Here is a 23399-nt window from a genome sequence, read left to right as displayed (position 1 = left end):
AGTGTTCGCCACTCATCCACCCAGTGCAAGCACCAAGCTTCAGCGTTCGACTTGCATGTGTTAAGCACGCCGCCAGCGTTCGTCCTGAGCCAGGATCAAACTCTCCACTAAAAACAAAAAGAAAGATAAGATCCCAACCAAAAGAAAACTGACAAGAACAAAAACAACACCAACAACACCAAGTGCTGCCAGCATCATCCTGCTACAAATCAAAAAATTCCATGGCCAGAAACAAAAAATCTGGCACCACGAAACAAACAAACACGCTATTGAGTTGACAAAGAACAGACACACAAAAAAATCCACACCCACAACCGTGAGCACTTCATCAAAGGTGAAAGTTCACAGCCCTAACGGACTATGCGAATCAGATTGATTCTGCTGCTAGAACTTCGGTTCCAGTGGAAGCGGGGCCGCGCCATTTGGAAGATCTGATCTTCGGCCTGGGGCCCGCTCGCTTCGGTGTTTTCCGTCCGAGCAACGAGGACTACTTTACACACACTTCAGAGCAGGATGCAACTCCGCGGCGAAAATATTTTTCTACGGCTCAAATTCCGCGAGTTCTCGCGGAACAAGCGGACTCGCACCGAGGTGCAGTACGGCTTATTCGCCGATCTTCCATGTGTGGACTGGCTCACCTTTTGCCTGGTTCTCCATGTACTGCTCGAGCATAAGCGCCAAAGCTTTCTGACGTTCGGGGCTGCCGGGCGCAGCTTTCTTCGGCCTGATGTTGCTCAAAGTTCGCAGCTGCCACAGCGCACCGTTCTGCCGACCAACAGCTCGACCGTCGATGATTCCCATATAGCGGTCGATGAGCTTTTCGTTCACGCCCAGCTTCTCGAGACCGCGACGTGCCTGCGGCACCAGATGCTCGTGCACAAGCTTGGCAACGTCAATTGCACCGAGAGTCGGCCATTCCTGCCGGGCGTAGAGCCCAGAGCGCGCAGCCGTCATGAAGTTCTTCTCTGCCGTCTTAAAGGGAAGGCGCGACCACACGGGGCGGGTCTGTTCTCCCAAGAACTTGACCAGACCGTAGTACAGCGCGGCATCCGCAACCATGTCGACCACGGTCGGACCGGCCGGAAGCAGACGGTTCTCTACGCGCACGTGCGCCAAGCCGTCAGAACTTGGTGCGTAGATGGGCCTGTTCCAGCGCCACACCGTTCCGTTGTGCAGATTGAGGTAGTGCAGGGCGGGAGCTTCGCCGCGCATAATCGGCGAACCCGATTCTTCGCGCGATTCCGGCAGAAGAGCCGGGAAGTAGCGGACATTTTCTTCGAACAGGTCGAAGATGCTGGTGATCCAGCGTTCGCCGAACCACACGCGCGGCCGCACACCCTGGGCGATGAGTTCCGGCGGACGGGTTTCAATTGCCTGGGCGAACACCGGGATGCGGCTTTCGTGCCACACCTTCCGGCCCAAGAACAGCGGTGAGTTCGCGCTCAGTGCCGCCTGCACACCGGCAATCGCCTGCGAAGCGTTCCACGCCTCAGCAAAGCGCTCCGGCGAAACCTGCAGGTGAAGCTGCATAGAGGTGCACGAAGACTCCGGGGCAATGTCTTCGAAATCGTGGTTGAGCACTTCGCGGTCCGCAAGGTCGATCGTGACCAGTTCGCCGCGACTGTCCATGACAGCGTTGCTCAGTGCTTTATAGCGATTCTCCGGAGTGATCCACTCGGGGCTTTCCAAGAACTGCTCGGTCAGCGTCGGCAGAGTGCCTATCATCGCGACCGAAGAGTTGTGCTGTACGGCGGCAGCGGCGGCGCGATCGAGGCGTTCGCGCAAACCGTCCTCAAGTTCCCGCAGACCATCGCCCTCAACCGAGAGAACCGGATGGTTCATTTCGAAGTTGAACGATCCGATCTCACTTTGGAAATCAGCATCGTCAAGAGTCTTGAGAACATCGAGGTTTACAGGAGCCGGCGCCATCTGCTCATCGACCAGGTTGAGCTCAAGCTCCATGCCTATAGTGCCGCGGCTGACGAACTCCGCCTGCTGCAGATAGGCGTCAAAGGTCTCTAGGTCGTCGTTGAGCTCACGACGGTAGTCAGTTCGCTCACGCGGGGTGTAGCGCTCCCGTGATACTGCGTCTCCCATAGATCAAGCCAACCACAAACCCGGGCATTCAACCAGCCCGAACCGGGCTCCACCTCGTGCGCTCAGTCCGACAGTCTGCCCGACAATCGGGCCCGCAGTCAGCTCTGCGGGACCGGCGGACCCAAGAACAACAGGAAGGCGAACAGAGCCGAAACCAGCACAATGCCCACGATGACAGCCAGCACCGGGTTCTTCAGAGCCCACAGGCACAGCCGCTCAAACGGATTGGCCGGCTGCCGCTGCTCACCCAGGCTCCAGCTTTCGGGCAGCAGACCCTTGCGGCGCGCCCAAATCTCAAACGGGATGGTGGCGTAGGGAATGATGGCCGAACCGAGCCCCAGCAGACCGCGAGCCTTGCCCCAACGCTCCGAAGTCGCCACGAGAACCGTGACAACGCAGTAGGCGAGGAACACAAAACCGTGGACGCCTCCGCCGATCCGCACGCCCAGTTCAGTGGTCTGGGTGCCGTACTTGAGCACCATGCCGATGATCAGCATGGTCCACGTGACCGCCTCGGCAATGGCGAGAATCGAAAACAGCCTCTTGGGTGACATTGACCTTTTCCTTGTGTGCAGTGCTCGTACGCCCTGGCCAGAACAGAAGCCAGACCGAGCGATGATACTTCCAGTTTTCCAGGCCACCCTGAGTGCGGACATCAGCCGAAAGTATGAAACTGTCCGGGCACCCGCAATCGGCGGAACCTCAGAACCGCCGGCACTCGCGAGGTTAAGCCGCGCTAAGAAAAACTGCGGCACAGCGCTCTCCTACGATTGCCGGTGTGGAACAGAATTCTCCTGCGACTCCCGCGACTGACGACCCGCGCCTCATCAGGCAGTGGCGCCGCTACCTGGCGAACGAACTCGTTGAGGAGCGGGTCTACCGCAGCCTCGCCATGAAGAAGACCGGCGACGAACGCCGAATCCTCTTGGCGATCGCCAACGCCGAACGTCGTCACCAGCAGCACTGGCGCACACTCCTGGGCCATCACGCTGACAAACCGGGCCGACCCGACCTCGGCGTGGTCATTCTGGCCATGTTCGCGCGCATGTTCGGCTCGATCTTCGTGCTGGCGCTGGCCCAGCAGGCTGAAAGCAGCTCCCCGTACATCGTCGATGAGTACGCAACCGAGCAGATGGCCGCCGACGAACGCGTCCACGCGGAAGTCGTGCGCGCGCTGGCCACCAAGAGCCGGTCTGACATGTCCGGCAACTTCCGCGCCGCGGTCTTCGGCGCCAACGACGGCCTTGTTTCCAACCTCGCACTCGTCATGGGTGTCGGCGCTGCCGGTCTGACCAGCGGACAGGTGCTTCTGACGGGAATCTCCGGGCTCCTGGCCGGTGCCCTGTCGATGGGTGCCGGGGAATACATTTCGGTGCGCTCCCAGCACGAGCTGATCGACGCCTCGAACCCCGAACCCGATGCTGACACGATCCTGCAGGACCTCGACATCAACGCCAATGAGCTCGCCTTGGTCTTCCAGGCCCGCGGCATGGAGGAGGACGAGGCGGAGCTCGCTGCCCGCACCGCCATCGGCAGGGCGCGCACTCCCCGTGGCGCCACTTTCCTGCCGAACTCGATTGCGCGGGTCAAACACGAAGGCACCGGGTCTGGTCTCGGAGCGGCCGTGAGCTCGTTCCTGTTCTTCAGCGCTGGTGCCGTCATCCCGATCGTTCCCTACTTCTTCGGACTCGACGGCACCCTGCCGCTGCTGATCGCGGCCGTGCTGGTGAGCATGGCGCTGCTGTTCACGGGAGGTGTCGTCGGCGTGCTCTCCGGCAAAGCCCCGCTGCCGCGCGCTCTTCGCCAGTTGGCAATCGGCCTGGGTGCAGCCGCCATCACCTACGCGCTGGGTCTGCTGTTCGGGTCTGTTGCCGGGTGATTCTGCTGCCGGGTGAGCGTGCGGCGCTGTGGCGCTGATCGACTGACTGTGGTTTCGGCATGTGTCAGTGCGTCGGGATACCATCCCTGGCAGAAGCTCAAAACCGCACTGTGAACTGTCTGTGTCGTATCCTGGTGAGACTGAAAACACACAGAGGTCCACACTGATCTGAGGAGACATCATGGGCAAACTCGCGTGGAAGGTCATCGGCCTCGGCGGAGGCGCACTCGCCGCTGTTGCCGCACGTAAAGCAATCAGCCTGGCATGGGAGAAATCGCTTGGCCGTCCCGCTCCGAACGATCCCAATGACACCGACACGGACATGGCCGAAGTCATCGCCTGGACCATCGTTTCGGGTGTCGGTGTGGCCATCGCCCAGATCGTCGTTCAGCGCTATGCCGCTCAGGCAATCCGCAGCCAATTCGGCAACGAAGCTGTTGCGGAATCCAACTGAGCACCTTTTTCTGCCCATCTTTCTGATGGATTTTCAGTGCCCTTGCGAAAGGGCCGCCCGGAGGTAAAACACACATGACAGCCCTGCAGATCGTCGCAGCCGTCATCGGCGTTGCTGCGACCATCGTCGGCTGGACGATGTTCCTGATGCGGATCGGCAAGTTCGTCCAGTTCTTCAAGCTCGGCGCACCCACGCGCGCCGGTGAGCGCACAAACGACGCCGGCGCACGCACCGGCACCCTCGTCAAGGAGTTCCTGGGTCACACCCGGATGGCGCGTCTGCCCGTTGTGGCAATCGCCCACTGGTTCACCATGATCTCCTTCGGCGTGCTCACGCTCACGCTCGCCCAGGCCACCATGCAGCTGTTCAACCCGGCTGCAACCCTGCCGCTGATCGGCCACTTCGTGCCCTACGAATGGATCACAGAGCTGTTCGCGATGGCCGGCCTGATCGGCATCATCGTGCTGATCGCCATTCGCCAAGCCAAGAAGCCCAAGGGCGAAACACTCGACACGCAGCGCAAGTCGCGTTTCTACGGCTCGAACTTCTGGCAGGCCTACTACGTTGAGTTCACCATTCTGGGCGTCTGCCTGTGCATTGCACTGCTGCGCGGCCTCGAATACGTGCTGCAGGGCCACGAGGGCCAGGCAAACCTCATCCTGCACTTCCCGCTGACCTTCTGGATCGGCGAAATCTTCTCCGGCCTGTCGATTCCGGTCGTGTCCGGCCTCATCGTCGCGATCGCGCTGGCGAAGATCCTCATCTCCTACGCCTGGATGGTCACCGTCGCCCTCACCCCCACGATGGGTGTTGCCTGGCACCGCTTCCTCGCGTTCTTCAACATCTGGTTCAAGCGCCACGCAAACGGCCGCACCTCACTCGGCGCCCTCCAGCCGATGGTGTCCGACGGCGAAGAGCTCGACTTCTCTGACCCCGACGCAATGGACGACTCCACCACGATGGGCGTCGGCAAGGTCGAAGACTTCACCTGGAAGGGCCTGCTGGACTTCTCCACCTGTACCGAGTGTGGTCGCTGCCAGAGCCAGTGCCCGGCCTGGAACACGGAAAAGCCGCTGAGCCCCAAGCTCATGATGATCAATCTGCGCAACCACGCTGCGGCCAAGTCGCCATGGCTGGAAGCAGCGCAGAAAGCGCAGGCCGAAGCACAGCCGCCGGCACCTCTTGCCGACGATGCCGACAAGAAGGCCAAGCGCGCGTGGCAGAAGGAAATGGACGCCTACGAGGGCATTTCCGACCCGCACGAAAACCTCGACCTTCTGGGCACCCTGTCGGAGGCCGCACAGGCTGAGGCCGTCCGCCCGCTCGTCGGCGCACAGGATGTCGAAGAGCTCGCAGAGCTAGGCGTCATCGACCCCGACGCCCTGTGGTCGTGCACCACGTGCGGTGCCTGCGTTGAGCAGTGTCCGGTGGACATCGAGCACGTCGACCACTTCGTCGACATGCGCCGCTACCAGGTGCTCATCGAATCGGCGTTCCCCACCGAGCTCGGCGGTCTGTTCAAGAACCTCGAAAACAAGCAGAACCCGTGGGGCATGTCCCAGCGCAAGCGCCTCGAGTGGGCCAAGGACCTCGACTTCGAAGTCAAGCAGGTCGGTGCGGACATCGAGGACCTCGGCGAAGTCGAGTACCTCTTCTGGGTCGGCTGTGCCGGTGCTTTCGAAGACCGCGCCAAGAAGACCACGCAGGCAACTGCGGAGCTTCTCAACATGGCAGGTGTCGACTTTGCCGTCCTCGGCGATGGCGAGTCGTGCACGGGTGACCCCGCTCGCCGTGCGGGCAACGAGTTCCTCTACCAGATGCTGGCTCAGGCCAATGTCGAGGTGCTCAACGAAATGAAGGCGCGCAAGATCGTCGTGACCTGTGCGCACTGCTTCAACACGATCGCGAACGAATACCCGCAGCTGGACGGCAAGTTCGAAGTCGTCCACCACACGCAGCTGCTCAACAAGCTCGTCCGCGAAGGCAAGCTCACCCCGGTCGCTCCGGCCGAAGGTGAGCAGGTGCAGACCCCGGTCACGTACCACGACCCCTGCTACCTGGGCCGCCACAACCAGATCTACGAACCGCCGCGTGAGCTCATCGGCTCGCTGCCCGGCGTGGAGTACCGCGAAATGGAGCGCTCGAAGGAAACGAGCTTCTGCTGTGGTGCCGGCGGTGCGCGCATGTGGATGGAAGAGACCATCGGTTCGCGCATCAACGTCAACCGCACGAAGGAAGCCGTCGCCACCGGCGCCGAACAGATTGCGGTTGGCTGCCCGTTCTGCCGCGTCATGCTGTCTGACGGTCTGACCGCCGAACAGTCTGAGGGCAACGCCTCCGAGGGCGTCGAAGTTCTGGATGTCGCGCAGATGCTGCTGGCCGGCGTGAAGCGCGGTCAGGGCGGAGCGGAATCCGCACCGGAACCCGCTGAGGTCTGATCGACTGACTGACGTCTGAAGGGGCGCCGCCGATTTTCGGCGGCGCCCCTTCACGTTGTCCGCCCCGGCCCTCGACAGTCTGCCAGCCAGCTGCCCGGCACCTCGGCCCCTTGCCTGCACCCACACACCCGCGCCCGGCACCTCGGCCCCTTTTCTGCACCCACACACCGCTTAGCAACAAAAACTCCCGTTAGCAGTACTGCTTTTCGGGAGTTTCTGTTGCTAACGGGAGTTTCCTAACGGCTAAAGCGCAGATCCCGGCTAACGGGTGTCCCCTTGCGACTAACGGGTGGATTCGTGCCTAAAGCGCAGATCTCGGCCACCGGCCACTCCTCCAGCAGCCAGCCCAACCTGGCACTTCGGCGCTTCCCCAGCAGCCAGCCACGCTTTAGCAACAAAAACGCCCGTTAGCAGTACTGCTTTTCGGGAGTTTCTGTTGCTAACGGGAGTTTCCTAACGGCTAAAGCGCAGATCCCGGCTACCGGGTGTCCCCTTGCGACTAACGGGTGGATTCGTGCCTAAAGCGCAGATCTCGGCCACCGGCCACTCCTCCAGCAGCCAGCCCAACCTGACACCTCGGCGCTTCCCCAGCAGCCAGCCACGCTTTAGCAACAAAAACTCCCGTTAGCAGTTACTGCTAAAGCGCAGATCTCGGCTAACGGGAGTCCCCTTGCGACTAACGGGTGGATTCGTGCCTAAAGCGCAGATCCCGGCCACCGCCCCCTCCTCCAGCAGCCAGCCCAACCTGACACCTCGGCGCTTCCGCAGCAGCCAGCCACGCTTTAGCAACAAAAACTCCCGTTAGCAGTACTGCTTTTCGGGAGTTTCTGTTGCTAACGGGAGTTTCCAAACGGCTAAAGCGCAGATTCCGGCTAACGGGTGTGTCGAAACGGGGCCGGGTGGCTCAGTCGCCACCTGTTCGCCAGGTCCCCTGCCGAGGTGCCGGCCCGGTTTGGTCAGTACAGTTCAGTCCAGACGGAGCGCAGCTTTTCGACGGGGATCTGACCGGGTGCGGTCGGTTCGTCACCCAGTGTGGCGAAAGTGGCAGCCGAACCGAAGTCCCCTCCGAACACGCGGGTGGAGCGCCCCAGGGGGCCCATCGAGATGGCGATGACCGGCACCTCGGCCACTTCAACAGCAGACGCGCAGGCCTCCAGGAGCCGTGAAACATCGCTCGGCTCTTTCGGCATGACGGCGATCTTCGCTGCATCCGCTCCCATGAGGAGCATGTCGCGGATCTTTGCCAGCAGGATTCTGGTGTCCGGGGTGCGATCGAAGTCGTGGTGGGAAGCGACAACGGGAACGCCGAGCTCTCCCGCCTGCTTGCACAGCTGGGCTGCCGGTTCGCGATCAACTTCGACATCAACTGCAATGCGCGGCTGCGTGCCCAGGGGCGGGGTCAGCTGGGTGCGGCGGATGAGACCGGAGACGACCTTCGCGTAGGCGGCGTCGTCAAGATCAGCCTGTCCGCCTTCGGCTGCGGTCCGCACCGTAATCAGCACGGGAAGTTCCCGCTGGTCTTGAATGGCCAGCTGGGCCTCCTCAAGCGCCTGAGCAGCCGGCCCATCAGCATCGAGCAGATCAACACTGTCGGCCAGCGCGTCAACGCGCCATTCCATGGCATCTGCACCCGCTTTTCGGGCGCGCGCCGCCCACTCTCCCGCCGCGCGAGCTTCATCAAGGGTTCGCGGTGCAAACGGCACGATGACCTTGGGCCGTTTGATGTTCTGCGGGGTGCTGGCGATGAACGGAAGGCTGAGCATGATCTCAGCTTAGGCAATCATCCGAACAGAGTCTCGCCGATGTACCCGCCCTCAGATGCTCCGGGCGGAATCGCCCACACGGTCGAACCGATTGGGAACGTCCATTCGTTGAGGAGGTCACCCTCTGCCAGGCGCTGCTGGATCGGCTTGTACTGCCGTTCGATGTCCGCCTGGTAGCTGGCGAACATCAGCCCCGCATCGTTGATCTGGCGGACTCCTTCAACGTCGTCCCGGATGGGGCCCTTGGTCAGCGACTGGTAGGAGTACACGCGGCGGAAGATCTGCTCTTCGGGCTTTTTGTCGTTGCGCGAACGCGCCACGTGGCTGGCCGGAGAGATCTTCTTGAAGCCATCGCTGCCGACGGCTTCGAGGTCCGGGATGTCGTGTTCGTGCTCACCCGTGAGCGGGGAACCGTCCTTCATGCGGCGGCCGACGGAGAAGTCGCGGGCCGGTTCGTCCGCCAGGTCCCAGCTTTCGAGGTCCATTGCGATGTCGCGCAGGACGAGGGTTGTACCGCCGGCCATCCAGTCAGGATGTGCCGAGCCGAGGTCGGCCGGCGCTTTTCCGCGCGGTGACTCGACTTCCTTCCGATCCGAGGCGCCAGGCCTTGCGGGCGCGTTGGGGTCACCCCACACGAGGGCGGCGAAGTCATCGGTGTCGATTTCGGGGTTGACGGTTCCGTCCACCTGGCCGAACGGGTTGCGCACCGTGGTGCCCTTCGGGTCGGTGCCGTAAGCACGGCGGAATGACTCCTTGGCCCAGGCGATTTCTGAGAACGCTCGTGAATCCTTCATGAGCATGCGCGATGCGTGGGCCAGGGTCAGCGGGTCGTCTGAGCAGATCTGCATGAGCAGATCGCCGCCGCACAGTTCGGGGCGCAGACGGTCAATTGAGTAGTCCGGCAGCGGTTTCAGCCACGCCGGCACCTTGTCGGCACCGGCGAGTTCCACGACTTTGCGACCGAAGCCGAAGGTCACCGTCAGCGATGCCGGCTGGGCTGTCATGTCGGGTTCCGTGTCGGCCAGCGGTGCCCTGCCCTGTGTGAGTGCGGCGGCGTCGTCACTGAGAATCCTCAGCCACCTGCGCATGGCGGCCGCGTCAACGTGGTCTTTCAGTTCGACGGCGAGGAAGACCGCGTGTGCCTGCGGCGGTGTTTCCACCCCGGCCTGGTGTGCTCCGTAGAACGGAACGGTCTGCTTACCGGAAAAGCCTTTGCTGTCTTCACCGCCGCGGGCGGCGGCACCCATGACGCCATAGGTGCCGCCAATGCCCGCTGCGAGTCCAGCGCCGGCCCCGATGCCCGAAGCACCAAGAAGTCTGCGTCTGGAGATCTCAGTCATTGTTACTTGCTGTCCTCGTGGTCATCGTCACTGTGGTCGTGACCCTCGTCGCCTTCGTCGTCACCGTGGTCCATGTGCTCACCGTGGTCGTGCTCATCCGGTGCGTACTCTTCCTTAGCGCCGGTGAATTCACGGGCCGGCGCGGTCAGGTCGAAGTCTCCCGCCGATGTTTTGACGGTGATCTTGATTTCTTCACCGGGCTCGATGTCCTGCTTGAGGTCCATGAGCATGATGTGGTCGCCGCCGGGCTTGAGCTCGAGCGTGTCGCCGGCAGCCAGTTCAAAGCCGCCTTCCTTTTCCTTCATGCTCATGCCGCCCTTGCCATCGCCGGTGGTTTCGTGCAGTTCCACTTTTCCGGCGACGTCGGATTCAGCACCGGTGATGGTGATGGTTTCTTTGCCTTCGTTCTCAATCGTTGCGAAGACACCGGTCATGCCCTTGTCCTGGGGCACGGCCTTTGCCCACGGTTCGTCGATCTTGAGTGCGTCAGCGGCGGATGTTGCAGTATCGCCGCCACCGCAGCCGGCGAGTGTCAGGGTTGCAGCGGCGAGAGCGGCCATAAGGGTCTTGCGGAGTTTCATGGTTGTCCTTTCGCACCCGCTTACGGGTGCACAACAGGGGGCTTAAGCCCCGGGGATGCGGCATTCAGCCGCAGAAGATAGTGGGTGTGCCCGCCCGCAGTCTTTTCCTGCGCGGCAGGGTGTGGGCTTTCGCCAGAAAGCCCCGTGTGTGTCAGACAGCAGCGGGCGGGCCGCGCTGCGACACCGAGCTGAAGACTTGCGAGGTGCCGGCACTGCGGGTGCGGAACACACCGGGGCGCTGAACGCGGCGGACCCGCGGCAGCACACCAGACAGAAAGACGAAGACGACGGGGCCCACGATTTCGGTGAGCACCGCCTCGAGAGCCCGTTCGCCGAAGAGCACGTAGCCGGCCGTGAGAACAACCGCAGCGGCGTGGGCTGCCAGCATGAGCGGACCGGAAAAGTCCGCGTGGTGCATGGCGGCGGGCGTGACGGTTCCCGCGCTGGGGGACACAAGCCCCATGCAGAGCGCGTGGACGGACGTTTCCAGCAGGGACCCTGAGCCACGCGGCGCAGGCGTGGCACTCGAGGCAAAGGTCATGAAGACGTGCAGAAGCCACTGCCCTGCGGCGGCAACTGCCATGACAGAGGTGATGCGCAGGCGCAGCACCGACAGAACCATTCCCAGCCAGGCGGCGACGAGAAAAGCGAACATGCTCGCTGCGACAGAGGCCGCACCGCCTGCTCCCGTGTGGAAAACCAGGCCGATGAACACCGAAAAGAACGCCGCGGCACAACCGCGGAGCATGCGGGCACGCCGCATGCGGTGTTTCTGTTCGGCAGTCATGCCGGCATTCTATCGAGCGGCAGAATGCCCGCTGTCCGCGGCTATGAGCAGATTTTGGCGTAACGTTTCAATAACAACGGAGAACCAGTAAAACCCCTGGCCAGAGGGGGTGTTTCAGCTTTTGCTCAGAAAGCCAGCCGAATCTGACCCGCCCCTTGAGCCCGTCTGAGAAGGCTCTGTGTTTAAGGTGGAATACCGGCGCTGTCCCGTTTTTTCGGCCGCCGGCAGCAATTCCCGCGCCACCCGGCGCGGATGTGCACCCTCAAACGGAAGGTGGCCACGCAGTGGCATTAGTCCGTGCATCGCACGTCTACAAAGTCTTTGGCCAAAACGAAAAAGAAGTGATTCGCCGCATTGAAAACGGCGAGGACCGCGACGACCTGCGCGAATTGGGAACCGCAGCCGTCATCGACGCGAGCTTCGAAGTCGAACGCGGTGAGATCTTCGTCGTCATGGGCCTTTCCGGGTCTGGTAAATCGACCCTCATCCGCACCCTCAACGGACTGTGGAACACAAGCGCCGGCTCCGTTGAGATTGCCGGGAAAGACATCTCGAAGATGAACGCCACCGAACTGCGCGCGGTTCGCCGCGACCACATTTCGATGGTCTTCCAGCACTTCGCCCTCATGCCGCACCACACGGTGCGCGAAAACGCGGCCTACTCACTCGAGCTGCAGGGAATGGACAAGGCGGAGCGCCTGAAGAAGGCAGACGAGTGGCTTGAGATCGTCGGTCTGAAGGGCTGGGAGGACAAGTACCCGTCCGAACTGTCCGGTGGTATGCAGCAGCGCGTCGGCCTGGCCCGCGCCCTGGCCGCGGAGACCGACATTCTGCTGATGGACGAAGCGTTCTCGGCTCTCGACCCGCTCATCCGTCGCGAAATGCAGCAGCAGCTGGCCGAACTCCAGCACACGCTGAAGAAGACGATCATCTTCATCACCCACGACCTCAATGAGGCCATGTACCTGGGCGACCGGATCGCCGTTATGCGCAACGGTCGGATCGCCCAGATCGGAACGGCCGAAGACATTCTGACCAACCCGGCTGACGACTACGTCGCGTCGTTCATTCAGGACGTCGACCGTTCCCGCGTCTACACCGCGCAGTCAGTCATGCGCCCGCCCACGAACGTCGTCCACAACACCGTGGGACCGAACGTGGCAATCAGGGAAATGCAGAACACCCAGGAGTCCGCTGTTCTCGTCACCGACCGCAGCGGCAAGCTGCTGGGGCTCGTCACAGACGACGACGCAGTGGCAGCGGCCAAACGCGGCGAGCGCACCCTGGACAACATCATCTACACCAAAAACATCCTCACGTGTCCGCCGGATGCGCAGATCGCGGACCTCTTCGCGCCGTCGGCTGAAGCCCCGGTGCCGCTGTGCGTCATCGACGAGGCAGGAAAGCTCTTGGGCGTTGTGCCTCGAGTCAAGCTGCTGCAGGCCATGGGCACCGAGTCCACTGCCACCGGCGAACTTCCCACGGTATCGACGGTCCCGGACCCGCAGCCGGAACCCGAACAGGAACTGCAGCCGGAGCCGAACGATGACGATGCCCCTGACACCGCAACTGGAAAGGAAGCGTGAGCATGAACCCGCTTGAACCTCACCTGCCGCTGGGCGAATGGGTCGACACGTTCCTCATCTGGTTCCAGAAGCATTTCGACTGGCTGCTTTCAGCGGTCACCACGGTGCTGTCGAGCATGTACTCGGGGCTGAACTGGCTCCTGGAGACACCGCACCCGTTCATCATGATTCTGATCTTCGCGGCGATCGCCTGGGCTGCTGCCACATGGAAGCTGGGCATTGTCACCGTTGTGGGCTTCTACCTCATCCTGGCTCTGGGCCAGTGGGAGAACGCCATGAGCACGTTCGCGCTCGTGCTGGTGTCGGTGATCTTCGCGCTCATCATTTCGCTGCCGATCGGCGTGTGGGCTGCGAAGTCCCGGATCGTGTCGACCATTGTCCGGCCGATCCTCGACTTCATGCAGTCGATGCCCGCCCTGGCCTACCTGGTTCCGGCAATCGTCATGTTCTCCGTCGGCCAGGTGCCCGGCGCGATCGCGACGATCATCTTCGCCCTGCCGCCCGGCGTGCGATTCACGGAGCTTGCCATCCGCCAGGTCGACGGTGAAGTCGTCGAAGCCGCCCAGGCTTTCGGTGCGACACCCAGCCACATTCTGTTCAAGGTGCAGCTGCCTCTGGCACTCAAGACGATCATGGCCGGCGTCAACCAAGTCATCATGCTGGCCCTGTCGATGGTTGTTCTGGCCGGTATGGCCGGCGCTGAGGGCCTCGGCGGTGCTGTCATCGGCGCTATTTCGCAGCTGAACGTGGCCCTGGGCGTTGACGCCGGTGTTGCAGTCGTCGTTCTGGCCATCTTCCTGGACCGCGTCACGGCAGCACTGGGCAGCCGCAACAGCGAGCACTCCACAGTTTGACCCAAACCGACCGATAAATAGGGCCGAGCGGTGTGGAAACCGCACACGGCTCGCCGCTTCCGAAGCGGAACGATGTGAATGAAGGAGAGAAACATGAAGTTTCCGAGAATTGCCAAGATGGGAGCGGCCCTCGCTGCTTCCGCACTCGTCCTGACAGGCTGCGGCGGCGCCGACAACGGCGACAGCGGAGACACCGCTGGCGGCGACCAGAACTGGGCTGAATGCACCCCCGGTTCCGAGGCCAAGGACATTTCCGGTGAAGAAGCCGACGACAACAAGGAAATCACGATCGGTGCCTTCAACGGCTGGGACGAGTCCTTCGCCGTTTCGAACCTGCTGAAGAACAAGCTTGAGGACGACGGCTACACCGTTGAAATCAAGGCGTTCGACGCTGGCCCGGGCTACACCGCAGTTGCCAACGGCGACGTTGACTTCCTCGTCGACGGCTGGCTGCCGCTGACCCACGCCGACTACATCGAGAAGTTCGGCAACAAGCTCGAAGCTCAGGGCTGCTGGTACAACAACGCCAAGCTCACCATCGCCGTGAACGAAGACTCGAAGGCCAAGACAATCGAGGACCTCAAGTCGATGAGCGGCGACTACGGCAACACCATCTACGGAATTGAGCCCGGCGCTGGTCTTTCCAAGGCCGCCAAGCAGGCTGTCGAAGACTACGAGCTGTCCGATATGGACCTCAAGCTCAGCTCGACCCCGGCAATGCTGGCTCAGCTGAAGAAGTCGACTGAAGCAGACAAGGACGTCGCCGTCACCCTGTGGCGTCCGCACTGGGCATACGACGCCTTCCCCGTCCGCGACCTTGAAGACCCCAAGGGCGTCATGGGCAAGGCTGAGGTCATCTACTCGTTCTCTTCGGAAGGCTTCGGCGAACAGAACCCGAAGGTTGCTCAGCTGCTGAAGAACCTCGTTCTGGACGACGAGCACCTGTCCAGCCTTGAAAACGTCATGTTCTCCGAAGAAAACTACGGCGGCGAGGAACAGGACAAGGCTGCCCGTGAATGGATGGACGACAACAAGGACTGGGTCGAACAGTGGGAGAAGGGTGAGCTCAAGGGCGAACCCAACCCGGACGCCTGATCGAATGCGTCTGATTCAGCCGGCAGGCTGAACTTCAACTGAAAACTGAAGGGGCCGCGGATTGATCCGCGGCCCCTCTGCTGTGCGTAGGCAGAAACTACATCTTCAGCCAAATGTCCTCGGCAGGCTTTTCGACAGCACCCAGCTGGAAGGCGTCGTGCATCCAGGCGGGGCGATCCCCCGTTGAGGGCAGAACAACAGCCGATTCAACGAACACGACGCTGAACTGGTGCGCCAGAGCGGCAGCAGCGGTAGCCCAGACGGCACCTCGGCCTTCTGCGTCAGGTGCCGAATCGGCACCTGCCACAATCAGACGCTCGATACCCATGTCCTGCAGGCCCAGGGCGAGGTCGTCATAGGACTCAAAAGCGTCCGGGGTGGGTGAGGCCAGGATGAGGTCGTCCGCCGTCGGTTCTGCTGCGACCGGGGCGGCACCTTCCACCGGTTCCGCGAACGCGGATTCTTCGGCCGGGGCGGTCACGTAGGCGATGACGCCATCAGCCATGCGGGCTTTGCCCAGAAGCTGGATCAGCGGTTCAGTGGGAACTGCGGATTCGTGCGTGTTGATGAGCATAAGAGCATCCATGCCCCCATTTTGACACGCTCCCAAAACGCCGCTCTCGGAAGCTCAGCCCTTGCGGATCGCCTCGAGCCCATCAGCGAAGGCCCACCGCAACAGCGCTGTGTCCGCAGCAAGCGACACCATGCGAAAGCCCATATCGGACCAGCGGCGCGCCAGTGAGACGGTGGGCGCAAAGATGCCGGGCACCTTGCTGTGTGCAGCGCAGGCTTCCAGTACTCGCTCAAGAGCGCGTTCCACCGCCGGGGCGGTGAAGTCACCCGGCACACCCAGGTTGGTCGACAGGTCGAGCGGGCCGACGAACGGCACATCGACACCGGGCAGCGCGGCGATAGCGTCGACCTCTTCTACGGCGTTAGGAGTTTCGATCTGCGGTAGGAAGAACGTGCGGGCGTCTGCTGCGCGCTGTGCAGCTTCTGCCGGTCCGCCAACGTACTGATCGCCCGCGATACCGAAGGCTGAGCCGCGCACACCCACGGGCGGGTACTTGATCCACGAGGCAATCCGCTCGGCATCCGCGGCCGATTCAACCCACGGAACCATAATCGCGTCAGCCCCCGCATCGAGCGCTGTCGACACCAGGTGCTGCTGCGGCCCCGGAACTCGCACCACGGCTGTGATGCCCGCCTGTCGGGCCACTGCGATCGGCGCGCGTGCGGAATCCAGACCGAAACCGGAGTGCTCTAGGTCAAACAGCACCCAATCGGCCCCCGCCTGCTTCAGCAGGGTCGGCAGGCCGGGACTGAAGAATTCGATGACGAAAGTCCCGAACACGGGCCTGGTCCGCGCCGTCGTCAGCAGCTGGTTTTCCTGTACTGCGCCTTCTGTGTCACTCACGGACATCTCCTTTGACTGTCCCGCTATTGGAATCTTCTGCGGCTGAATCTGCGCCGGCGCCCTCGCTGTGCGCAGCTTGGCTTTCAGGACCCGAGGGGTCCGCACCGCCCACGTCCAGCGATCCGCGAGCATCCTCCGCAGAGCCGTGCGGCGCCTCGTGAGAATCAGTGTCACCTGCCCCCGGCTCGGCAGACTCCGCCAGAGCTGTCGCTTCGCGGGCTTCAGCACGCGAAACAGCATCGGCCAATTCATCGCGGTACAGCTGCGCGCGACGCAGGTGGCGGGTGCGGTAGCCGGCTCGACCGACCATGTGCGCACCAACGGGAGCAGTCGCCATCTGGAAGACCGCAATGAGCAGGCACGTGGTGATCAGACCGAAGCTCGGCTGGGTGACCGCCACGACGATGAGCACCAGAACAAGCCCGAACACCTGCGGTTTCGACCCAGAGTGCAGGCGCGACAGCAGGTCGGGAAAGCGCATGAGCCCGGCCGCCGCGGCAATGGACAGAACACCGGACAGCAGGATGAAAACGCTCAGGATGATCGAAACAATGAGGCTCATGGGCCGACCCCCTTCGCTGGGTCGGTGTCTGCCGGGCTTACGGCCGAGGTGCCGCCGGCTGAGGGTGCGGATCCCGAGGTGCCGTCGGCTGAGGCGGGCTGGTTCGGGTTGGTCTGGTCGGGGTCGGCGGGTGGTGCCGGCGGCGGCGTGTTCTCGGAGCGTGCCACATAGCGTGACACCGCGACCGAGCCGACGAAGCCGAAGAACGCCATCGCCAGCAGGATGAACTGCAGGTCAGTTCGGCCAGTCACAGCCATGAACACTGCAAACGAGCACATCATGGTCGACAGCAGAACATCAGTGGCGATCATGCGGTCGAGAATTGCCGGTCCACGGACAATCCGCACAATGGCGACCGCAGCGGCAACCGAGAACAGCACAAAAGCCACGGGCAAGACGACCCCTGCGACGCGCGGGTCGAACTCCATCAGGCACCGTCCTCTCTGGTGGTGTCAGCGCCGGCTGGTTTCACGCCGGGCTTGCCCTCGCCGCTGGTCTTGGCGTCCGATTTCGCTTTGACGTCCTTCACGGTGCGCCCGCCCAGAACGGGCTTCTGCCCCTGGGCGATGCGGGACTCGTTGAGCACGTGGATGTCGTGGAGCGAACCCATCGCCTTAATGACGTACACCTCGATTTCCAGGGCCAGTTCGCGGGCGCTTTCAATCTGTTCGTCGGTGTTGCAGTCGAGCACGTGGAGGAAAATCACACCGCGGGCGCGGTCGACCTCCGTGACAAAGGTGCCGGGGATCAGCCCCGCGGTCTGCGCAATGATCGTGATCAGCAGGTCGGACCTGGTGTGCAGGTCGACAGCGATAACGCTGCCGGGATTGGTTTTGCGCGGCCGCAGGGCAACGGCGGCGACCTGCAGGGCACCGCGCGCCAGCTGCCAGGCAAACCACGCCAGATACACCGCGAAGTACCACGGATTGATGCGACCGGACAGTTCGATCGGCGGCAGGTAGAACAGACGCGTGACAATGACGGCGACGATGATGCCGGTGACGATGTGCACGACCGACCAGCCGTCCCACAGCATGATCCACAGGATCACGAGTCCGGTGGTCAGCAGCAGCTGTCGCACAAGCGCCCACCGCAGGGCTTTCCTATCGGCAGTCCGTGCGGCTGCGCTCTTGGACTTCTGGCTCTCCGCCTTCTGGCTGGACTTCTGGTTCGTCACTGCTCACCTCCCGCGGCATCTGCCCCTGCCTGCTGTTCGGAGGCTTCGGAAATGTCGTCGGCGTAGCCCGGCGGAACGGACTTTCCGTCCGGTCCCGGTGTGCCGTTCTGGCCGACTTCGAAAACCGCTGACACGTAGATTCGCGGGTCGATGAGGTTGACGGCGGCGTTTTCGGCAGTCCTCCACAGTGGGCCGGCGAAGACCGTCAGCGCTATCGACACCGCGAGCATGAGGACTGCCGGACGGGCCATAGCCCCGGGGAGCTTCTGCCGGGCGGGTTCTTCCGCACCGATGGCCCGGGCACCCTTGACGGCCTTGATCTGCTTGATCAGCCGTTCGGTTTCCGGCAGCCTTTCCGGGGCCTCTACCGGCGAGCGCCAGAACACCTGGTTCCACGTGCGGCCGATGACGTAGAGGGTCAGCAGGCTGGTGAGCGCGCCGATGGCCACGAGTGTGATGGTCAGCCAGTCTGCGTCGAGAATACCCGCGAAGAACAGGGCGATCTTGCCGATGAACCCTGACAGCGGCGGAATTCCGCCGAGGTTGAGCGCGGGTATCAGGAAGATCCAGGACAGGGCCGGTGAGAGGGTCATGAGGCCGCCGAGCGCGCTGATCTTAGTGGTTCCCGTGCGCTGTTCGATGAGTCCGACCGCCAGGAACAGCGTGGTCTGCACGACGATGTGGTGAACCGTGTAGTACAGCGCGGCGGCCAGGCCCAGTTCGGTGCCCAGGGCAACACCGAACAGCAGGTATCCGATGTGGGATACGAGTGTGAACGACAGCATTCGCTTGAGGTCGGTTTGGGCGACAGCTCCGAGGATGCCGACTATGAGCGTCAGCCCGGCCACTATGAGCAGCGGTGTGCGCAGCGACTGGCCGAAGAACAGAAGCGTTTCGGTGCGGATGATGGCGTAGATGCCGACTTTCGTCAGCAGGCCCGCGAATACCGCGGTAACGGGGGCCGGGGCGGTTGGGTAGGAGTCGGGCAGCCAGAACGACAGCGGGAAGACCGCGGCTTTGATGCCGAAGCCCAACAGCAGCGCAATGTGGAGGAACAGCTGGACGTCCTCGGGCAGCATGCTGAGTTTGACCGCGAGGTCTGCCATGTTGACGGTTCCGGTGGCCGCGTAGATCAGCCCAATGGAACCCAAGAAGATGAGCGAGCTCAGCAGTGACACGACGATGTAGGTGGCGCCGACGCGCACTCGCTCTGGGGTCACGCCGATTGTGATGAGCACGAACGATGCCACCAGCAGCATTTCGAAGCCCACGTAGAGGTTGAAGAGGTCACCCGCGATGAATGAACCGGCAACACCGGCGCACAGGATGAGGTAGGCGGGGTTGAACACCGAAACGGGCGACTGTTGGGAGTCGTCGGTCATCTCCTGCCCGACGGCGTAGATGAATACGCTCAGGGTCACGAGCATCGAGACCACCAGCATGAGCGCTGACAGTCGGTCGACCACGAGTGCAATGCCGAAGGGCAGTTCCCACCCGCCGACGGCGACCACCTGGATGCCCTGCGCATCGGTGGCCCACAGGAGCACACCGCTGATGCAGAGCACGAGCACCAGTGTGATGACCGTGACCAGGTTCTGCAGGCGCACGCGCATACCCGCGAGCAGGTTGATGCCCGCTCCCAGCAGCGGCAGCACCACCGGCAGCGGAACAAGGGCTGCGAGTGTCATGAGTCGCCTCCCTTGTCCTGCTGGTCTGCCGAGGCGCCGCTCGGCTGTTCGTGTTCTGTCGGCTGGGATTCTGGATCCCCGTCGAGGTCTGCCAGTTTGCGGGCCCCGGTGACGGGGAATTCGGCGTCACCGCCGAATTCGGTGTCGTCTTGGTCTTCTGAAACGTCGCCTTCATCGCCCATTGCTGCGCGCGACTTCAGGCCGATGCGGATGTCTTCGAGGTCATCGTCGAGGTTTTCACGCCGCATGAGTCGCCAGGATCGGTAGATCATCGCGAGCATGAACGCGGTCACGCCGAAGGTGATGACGATGGCGGTGAGAGTCAGCGCGTGCGGCAGAGGGTCGGACATGCCTGCGGTGGACAGGTTTTCCTCGCTCGTCAGGGGCGCCCGCCCCGGTTTTCCGGAGGTGAGCACCAGCAGGAGGTTGACGGCGTTGCCGAAGAGCACGATGCCCAGCAGCACGCGGGTCAGTGAGCGCGACAGCATGAGGTACACGCCGCCGGCGAACATGACGCCCATGGCCAGGGCCATGACGAGAGGTGTTGTCACAGTGAATCACCCCTGTGCTGGCCGGCACCGTCCAGTCGGTCGATGCGGCCCATGATGGCGTGCATGCGCGATGTGTCGAAGTCTTCGTCGACATCTGACAGCGCCTGGGTCAGTCGGTCTTCGTCTTCTTCCTGGTGCCGGTCGACCTGCGCACCGAGCGTGCGGAGGATGTCGAGCATGAGTCCCAGGACGATCAGGTAGACGCCGATGTCGAACAGGGTCGACGTGCCGAATGCGATGTCGCCCAGGGGGCCCAGCGGGATTTCCACGAACACGCTGGACAGCACGGCGTCTCCCCACAGCAGTCCGCCCACGGCGGTGAGTGCCGCCATCGTCATGCCCAAGCCCAGCAGGAGGCCGGCGTTGATGGGTGCGGCTTCGGCGAGTTCCCATCGGCCGCCGGCCAGGTAGCGCATGATGAAGGCGAGTCCGGCCACGAGCCCCGCGGCGAACCCGCCGCCGGGCAGGTTGTGGCCCGCGAAAAGCAGGTAGACGGAGAACACCATGACGGGGTGGAACAGCAGGCGGACGGTGACCTCGAGGATGATCGACCGGTTGCGCGGATTGAGGGTCCTGCCGGCCAGCAGCCAAGCACCTCGGTGGGCGACCTCGTCTGCGGCTTCCGGAGCGTTTCGATAGTTCTGCGGGTAGCGAGACACGTCCGCACCCTCGCTGGACACGGCGTCGTAAACCGGGTTGAAGCGCCACAGGATGCCGCGCTTGCGCCCCAGGTCGCTGTCTGTTCCTGACTGCATGCGCTGCAGCGAGGTGCCCCTGTTGTTGATGAAGATGAGGCTCGCAATGCCGGTGGCGGCCACGACCACCACGGCGAGCTCGCCCAGAGTGTCCCAGGCTCGAATGTCGACAAGTGTCACGTTGACGATGTTCCTGCCGTGACCGCCAAACCATGCGAGAGCACCCCAGTCAGACGAGATCGGCCGTTCTGAGCGAGCGGCCATGGCCACGATCGTGCCGATCGACATAACAGCGCCGAAGGCCACTGCCAGGCCGATGCGCACCGCCTGCTTGAAGGGTCGTTTGCGTTTGCCGCTGGTCAGATTGCTGGGCAGTCGACGCAGCACGAGGATGAACACGACGAGCGTGATGGTTTCGACAAGGCCTTGGGTCAGGGCGAGGTCGGGCGCACCCTGGAAGGCGAAGAACGCCACCATGGCGTAGCCGGATATGCTCACGACAACGACCGCGGCGAAGCGCTTCTTCATCATGAGCACGCCGATGGTTGCGGCGATGAGCGTGGCGGCAACTGCCCACTGCTGCCAGCTGTCGGCAAGCACCAGCTGATCGGGCCACGTGCGGTTGAGCGCGAGTGCGGTGATGAGGGAGCCGACGGTCACCAGCAGGATGACGGCCTGGTAGAAGGGCAGCGAACCGCGCTGCGTGCGGGCGGTGACGAAAGCGGCAGTGCGTTCAAGCCCCTGAATTGCACGACGGTAGCCCTCGTTGAAGTCGAGTTCGGGAACGTACTTGTGCAGGCGAGCATCGCGCCCGGACACCCAGGCGATCAGAGCACCCAGGATGATGGTCGCGACCGACAGGCCGAGTGCTGGGTTGACGCCGTGCCACAGGCTGAGTTCGACGAGCTCTGTTTCTCCCGCAGCCGGCGGGACGAAGGCCGTGTAGGTCTGCAGAAGCACCTGCAGCGCGCCGGGGAACAGGCCGAAGGAGAAGATTCCCGCGACCAGCACGACGGTGGGCAGGATGAGGATCGGATGGGTGTTGCCCGGCGCGACCGCCTCGACTCCGGACTTGGTGAAGAACGCACCCCACACGAATCGCGTCGCGTAGGCGAAAGTGAAGACCGAACCCACGAAAATGCCGATGAGCGCGATCGCCGCACCGGTCGAACCGTCATCCAGCAAAGTGCCGTAGGACGCTTCTTTTGCCACAAAGCCCAACAGCGGGGGCACACCGGCCATAGATGCTGCGGCGATCGTGCCGACAGCGGCCAGCAGGGGGTCTTCACGGCCGAAGCCGGACAGCTTGCGCAGGTCACGGGTTCCCGCCCAGTGGTCGATGATGCCGACCACCAGGAACAGCGTCGATTTGAACAGCGCGTGGGAGACGAGCATTGCCAGGGCGGCCAGGGTGAGACTGGCAGTGCCGAAGCTGGCCATGACAGCAAGGAGTCCCAGCTGAGACACGGTGCCGTAGGCAAGAACGAGTTTGAGGTCGTACTGCTTGAGCGCCCTCCAGGCACCCAGGAGCATCGTGCTGATGCCGACCGTCAGCAGGACCGGCTGCCAACCGGGCATGGCCGAAAAGCCGGGAGCCAGGCGCAGGATCAGGTAGATACCCGCTTTGACCATTGCCGCGGCGTGCAGGTAGGCGCTCACGGGAGTGGGTGCGGCCATCGCACCGGGAAGCCAGAAGTGGAACGGCAGAAGGGCGGATTTCGCCATCGCTCCGACCAGCAGCAGAAGAACACCCGCGATGACCATGGGGTACGTGCCGGTGTCCGGGTAGCCGACCTGCACGATCCGCGTGAGGCTCATGGTTCCGTAGCTGGCGGCCAAGAACACGATGCCCACGAGCATCGCCAGTCCGCCGAACGTGGTCACAATGAGCGCCTGGAGTGCGGAGCGGCGGGACTGCACGCGGGTGTTGAAATGGCCGATCAGCAGGTAGCTGAAGACCGTTGTGCCTTCCCAGAAGATGAAGATGACCAGCAGCTCATCGGCAATCACCAGGCCGTACATCATGCCGGCGAAGGCCATGAGGACACTGGCGAACCTGCTGAGCGACCGGTCGTCCGCTTCGAAGTAGCGCGCACTGTAGATGAAGATGAGCGCGCCGACACCCGTGACGATGAGCGACATGATCCACGACAGCGCATCCAGTTGGAAGACGACGCTCATTCCCAGTTCGGGAAGCCACGAAAGCTCTTGGCGCACAGGCGGCGAACCGGAAGTTCCGAGCACCGGCCCGGCGTTGAGGACCGTGTAGAGGAAGCCGGCGGCGGGCACTGCCGCAAGAATGAAGAACGCCCCGCGCTCGAAAACACGAAACAGCAGCTGGGCGAACAGGGCGGCGACGAAGAAACTCAGAAGAATTGTCGTCATCGCGCCCTCCGGGTGTGAAAATCAGTTGACATTTTTACATACCCGGGGGA

At 62.8% G+C, this 23399-nt stretch carries 20 protein-coding genes and 1 rRNA gene; 6 read left to right on the top strand and 15 right to left on the bottom strand.

Translation table 11 applies throughout. From position 1 onward, the window contains the following. The 3 genes from Bravens_RS10630 to Bravens_RS00280 form a co-directional block, all read right to left on the bottom strand. Positions 1-111 (bottom strand): 16S ribosomal RNA (locus Bravens_RS10630); the annotation flags it as partial. Between the two features lie 492 nt (positions 112-603). After that, positions 604-2097, bottom strand: a complete 1494-nt coding sequence (locus tag Bravens_RS00285) for a glutamate-cysteine ligase family protein (RefSeq protein WP_062019306.1) — start codon at positions 2095-2097, stop codon at positions 604-606. Between the two features lie 98 nt (positions 2098-2195). After that, positions 2196-2651 (bottom strand): DUF3817 domain-containing protein, encoded by a 456-nt coding sequence (locus Bravens_RS00280; protein ID WP_062019304.1) that lies wholly within the window; start codon positions 2649-2651, stop codon positions 2196-2198. A 224-nt stretch (positions 2652-2875) separates the two neighbouring features. On the opposite strand from Bravens_RS00280, the gene Bravens_RS00275 reads away from it, so the two are divergent. From Bravens_RS00275 to Bravens_RS00265, 3 genes are all read left to right on the top strand, one after another. Further along, on the top strand, positions 2876-3976 hold the full coding sequence (locus tag Bravens_RS00275; protein ID WP_062019301.1) for a VIT1/CCC1 transporter family protein: 1101 nt from the start codon (positions 2876-2878) through the stop codon (positions 3974-3976). A gap of 181 nt (positions 3977-4157) precedes the next feature. Beyond that, positions 4158-4430, top strand: coding sequence for a DUF4235 domain-containing protein (locus Bravens_RS00270; RefSeq protein WP_019174013.1), 273 nt, complete (start codon positions 4158-4160; stop codon positions 4428-4430). Between the two features lie 74 nt (positions 4431-4504). After that, positions 4505-6868: a (Fe-S)-binding protein gene (locus Bravens_RS00265; protein ID WP_167346377.1), complete on the top strand. Its 2364-nt coding sequence runs from the start codon at positions 4505-4507 to the stop codon at positions 6866-6868. 956 nt (positions 6869-7824) lie between these two features. Here the strand turns inward: Bravens_RS00265 and aroD are convergent. From aroD to Bravens_RS00245, 4 genes are all read right to left on the bottom strand, one after another. Beyond that, positions 7825-8631: a type I 3-dehydroquinate dehydratase gene (aroD, locus tag Bravens_RS00260; RefSeq protein WP_062019299.1), complete on the bottom strand. Its 807-nt coding sequence runs from the start codon at positions 8629-8631 to the stop codon at positions 7825-7827. A gap of 17 nt (positions 8632-8648) precedes the next feature. Continuing rightward, positions 8649-9971, bottom strand: coding sequence for a Dyp-type peroxidase (locus Bravens_RS00255; RefSeq protein ID WP_062019297.1), 1323 nt, complete (start codon positions 9969-9971; stop codon positions 8649-8651). Positions 9972-9973: 2 nt separating this feature from the next. Beyond that, the gene (locus Bravens_RS00250; RefSeq protein ID WP_062019295.1) at positions 9974-10552 is read right to left on the bottom strand and encodes a copper chaperone PCu(A)C; all 579 of its coding nucleotides are present in this window, start codon (positions 10550-10552) and stop codon (positions 9974-9976) included. A gap of 151 nt (positions 10553-10703) precedes the next feature. Further along, complete coding sequence (locus Bravens_RS00245; protein WP_062019293.1) at positions 10704-11339, bottom strand: hypothetical protein; 636 nt, start codon at positions 11337-11339, stop codon at positions 10704-10706. A gap of 284 nt (positions 11340-11623) precedes the next feature. Between Bravens_RS00245 and Bravens_RS00240 the strand changes: the two genes are divergently transcribed. From Bravens_RS00240 to Bravens_RS00230, 3 genes are all read left to right on the top strand, one after another. Further along, positions 11624-12925, top strand: coding sequence for a quaternary amine ABC transporter ATP-binding protein (locus Bravens_RS00240; RefSeq protein WP_082790940.1), 1302 nt, complete (start codon positions 11624-11626; stop codon positions 12923-12925). 2 nt (positions 12926-12927) lie between these two features. Continuing rightward, on the top strand, positions 12928-13779 hold the full coding sequence (locus Bravens_RS00235) for an ABC transporter permease (RefSeq protein WP_062019291.1): 852 nt from the start codon (positions 12928-12930) through the stop codon (positions 13777-13779). 93 nt (positions 13780-13872) lie between these two features. Further along, positions 13873-14874 carry a glycine betaine ABC transporter substrate-binding protein gene (locus tag Bravens_RS00230; protein ID WP_062019289.1) on the top strand — a complete coding sequence of 334 codons (1002 nt, stop codon included), beginning with the start codon at positions 13873-13875 and terminating at the stop codon, positions 14872-14874. Between the two features lie 97 nt (positions 14875-14971). Here Bravens_RS00230 and Bravens_RS00225 read toward each other — a convergent pair whose 3' ends face one another. The 8 genes from Bravens_RS00225 to Bravens_RS00190 are packed head-to-tail and all read right to left on the bottom strand — an operon-like array spanning position 14972 to position 23349. Further along, a complete protein-coding gene (locus Bravens_RS00225; protein ID WP_141738023.1) occupies positions 14972-15460 on the bottom strand; it encodes a hypothetical protein in 489 nt (162 codons plus the stop codon). A gap of 42 nt (positions 15461-15502) precedes the next feature. Continuing rightward, entirely contained in the window at positions 15503-16291 is a 789-nt protein-coding gene (locus Bravens_RS00220) for an HpcH/HpaI aldolase family protein (protein WP_167346376.1), read from the bottom strand. Next, a complete protein-coding gene (gene mnhG / locus Bravens_RS10300) occupies positions 16284-16853 on the bottom strand; it encodes a monovalent cation/H(+) antiporter subunit G (protein ID WP_082790938.1) in 570 nt (189 codons plus the stop codon). Before mnhG ends, Bravens_RS00220 begins: the two co-directional genes overlap by 8 nt. Beyond that, complete coding sequence (locus Bravens_RS00210; RefSeq protein ID WP_082790937.1) at positions 16850-17281, bottom strand: MrpF/PhaF family protein; 432 nt, start codon at positions 17279-17281, stop codon at positions 16850-16852. The genes mnhG and Bravens_RS00210 overlap by 4 nt, the downstream gene beginning before the upstream one ends. Next, entirely contained in the window at positions 17281-18030 is a 750-nt protein-coding gene (locus Bravens_RS00205; protein ID WP_062019283.1) for a Na+/H+ antiporter subunit E, read from the bottom strand. The genes Bravens_RS00210 and Bravens_RS00205 overlap by 1 nt, the downstream gene beginning before the upstream one ends. Then, entirely contained in the window at positions 18027-19718 is a 1692-nt protein-coding gene (locus tag Bravens_RS00200; RefSeq protein ID WP_062019282.1) for a Na+/H+ antiporter subunit D, read from the bottom strand. Before Bravens_RS00200 ends, Bravens_RS00205 begins: the two co-directional genes overlap by 4 nt. Further along, positions 19715-20269: a Na(+)/H(+) antiporter subunit C gene (locus Bravens_RS00195; RefSeq protein ID WP_062019280.1), complete on the bottom strand. Its 555-nt coding sequence runs from the start codon at positions 20267-20269 to the stop codon at positions 19715-19717. Before Bravens_RS00195 ends, Bravens_RS00200 begins: the two co-directional genes overlap by 4 nt. Further along, complete coding sequence (locus tag Bravens_RS00190; RefSeq protein ID WP_062019277.1) at positions 20266-23349, bottom strand: Na+/H+ antiporter subunit A; 3084 nt, start codon at positions 23347-23349, stop codon at positions 20266-20268. The genes Bravens_RS00195 and Bravens_RS00190 overlap by 4 nt, the downstream gene beginning before the upstream one ends. Positions 23350-23399 lie beyond the last annotated feature (50 nt).

This window comes from Brevibacterium ravenspurgense (genome assembly GCF_001584615.1).
Classification (GTDB): Bacteria; Actinomycetota; Actinomycetes; order Actinomycetales; family Brevibacteriaceae; genus Brevibacterium; species Brevibacterium ravenspurgense.
This window is presented reverse-complemented; position numbering and strand designations above follow the sequence as displayed.